The organism is Mesorhizobium sp. CNPSo 4670 (genome assembly GCF_057784235.1).
This window is the reverse complement of record NZ_JBWJFQ010000061.1, coordinates 1-1432: the sequence shown is the minus strand read 5'-3', so window position 1 is coordinate 1432 and position 1432 is coordinate 1. Positions and strand designations below refer to the sequence as shown.

Genomic DNA, 1432 nt, shown 5'->3' with positions numbered 1-1432 from the left:
GACAAGCGCTGGCGAGACGCTCGATGTGTCGGATAGCGACGTAGCGGAAAGCGTGACAGTCTCCAGTGAGTCGGTAGTTGCCGCACCGGCCGAAGAGCCAGTGGCGCTTGCTCCGGCCAATGACGACGCGCCGAGCACGGAAAAGCCGAAGAAGCCACGTCGTGCCGCCAAGCCGAAGAAGGCCGCGGCCGAGGTCGTCGCCGAGGAGCCGGCCGCTGCCGAAGCGGTCGCGGAGGCACCGGCCGAGACGCCGGCCACGGCGTCCGACGAGGCAGCGGCAGCGACTGTCGACGAGGCGCCGAAGGTCCGCCCGTCACGGCGCAAGCCGGCGGCCGTGGATGCGCCGGTCGTGCCGGTGGTGTCTTCGACGGTTGCCGACGAACCGGCGGCCAAGATCGAGGACAAGCCGAAGCGCGCCGGATGGTGGCAGCGGAAAGGCTTTTTCTAGGCCTTTCAGCCGCTTGACTTGATTTCTTGACAAAAAGAATCCCGCGCCGATCGAAAGACGGCGCGGGATTCTTCATATCTGGCGTTCCGGCTGGTCGCGAAACGCTAAAGCCATTCAAAGTGTGAAACCGCTGGCGCAGAGAGTATCGTCGACGGAAACTGAAGTGCCTTCTGACCTTACATCACGACGAAATCGGCGTTGGTCAGCGCCAGGTTTGCGGCCAGTGTGGCGAAATGGGTTGAGCCGCCGGCGGCACTGCCGTTGCTGTCATAGGTGAGCCAGCCGGTGTCGGTCTCGTAAATGATGTGGTCGTTGCCGTCACCCGCAAGGCCAGTTGTGTTCTTGACGAACTGGTCGGCCGTCAGCGTGCCGTTGCCGCCAAGCGCGGCAAAGATGGCACTATCGACCCGGATGGTGTCGTCGACCACCGAGAAGTCGGTGATGCGGTCGACATTGGTCGAGGCATTGAGCGCCGTGGTGAAGACGAAGATGTCCTGGCCGCTGCTGCCGGACATCGTGTCGTTGCCGCCCCTGCCGTCCAGCACGTTGTTACCGGAATTGCCGGTCAGCGTATTGGCCAGGCTGTTGCCGGTGGCGTTGATCGAGGCCGCACTGCGCAGCGCGACGTTCTCGATGTTGCCCGTGAAGTGGTTGCCATCGCCAAGGTTGATCGAGATATAGCCATTGACGATATCGGTGCCGTTGGCGCCGGCCGTGCTTTCACTGACGATATCGCCGGCATTGTCGACGAAGTAGGCGTCGTTGCCGGCCCCGCCTTGCATGGTGTCGGCACCTTCCTTGCCATCCAGCGTATCGTTGCCGCCAAGGCCGATCAGCGTGTTGACGCCGGAATTGCCAGTCAGCGCGTTGGCCAGGCTGTTGCCGGTGGCGTTGATCGAAGCCGCACTGCGCAGTGCGACATTCTCGATGTTGCCCGTGAAGTGGTTGCCATCGCTGAGGTTGATCGAGATGTAGCTGTTGACG

At 62.8% G+C, this 1432-nt stretch carries 1 protein-coding gene and 1 pseudogene; one reads left to right on the top strand and one right to left on the bottom strand.

Features of this window, described 5'->3' with window-relative positions; all coding sequences use genetic code 11:
• Positions 1 to 448: pseudogene (locus AC0ZT5_RS35055) on the top strand (ribonuclease E/G); the annotation flags it as partial.
• A gap of 176 nt (positions 449 to 624) precedes the next feature.
• On the opposite strand, the gene AC0ZT5_RS35050 reads toward AC0ZT5_RS35055, so the two are convergent.
• Positions 625 to 1432: calcium-binding protein (locus AC0ZT5_RS35050; RefSeq protein WP_488500154.1), on the bottom strand; the 808-nt coding region annotated here is incomplete at its 5' end.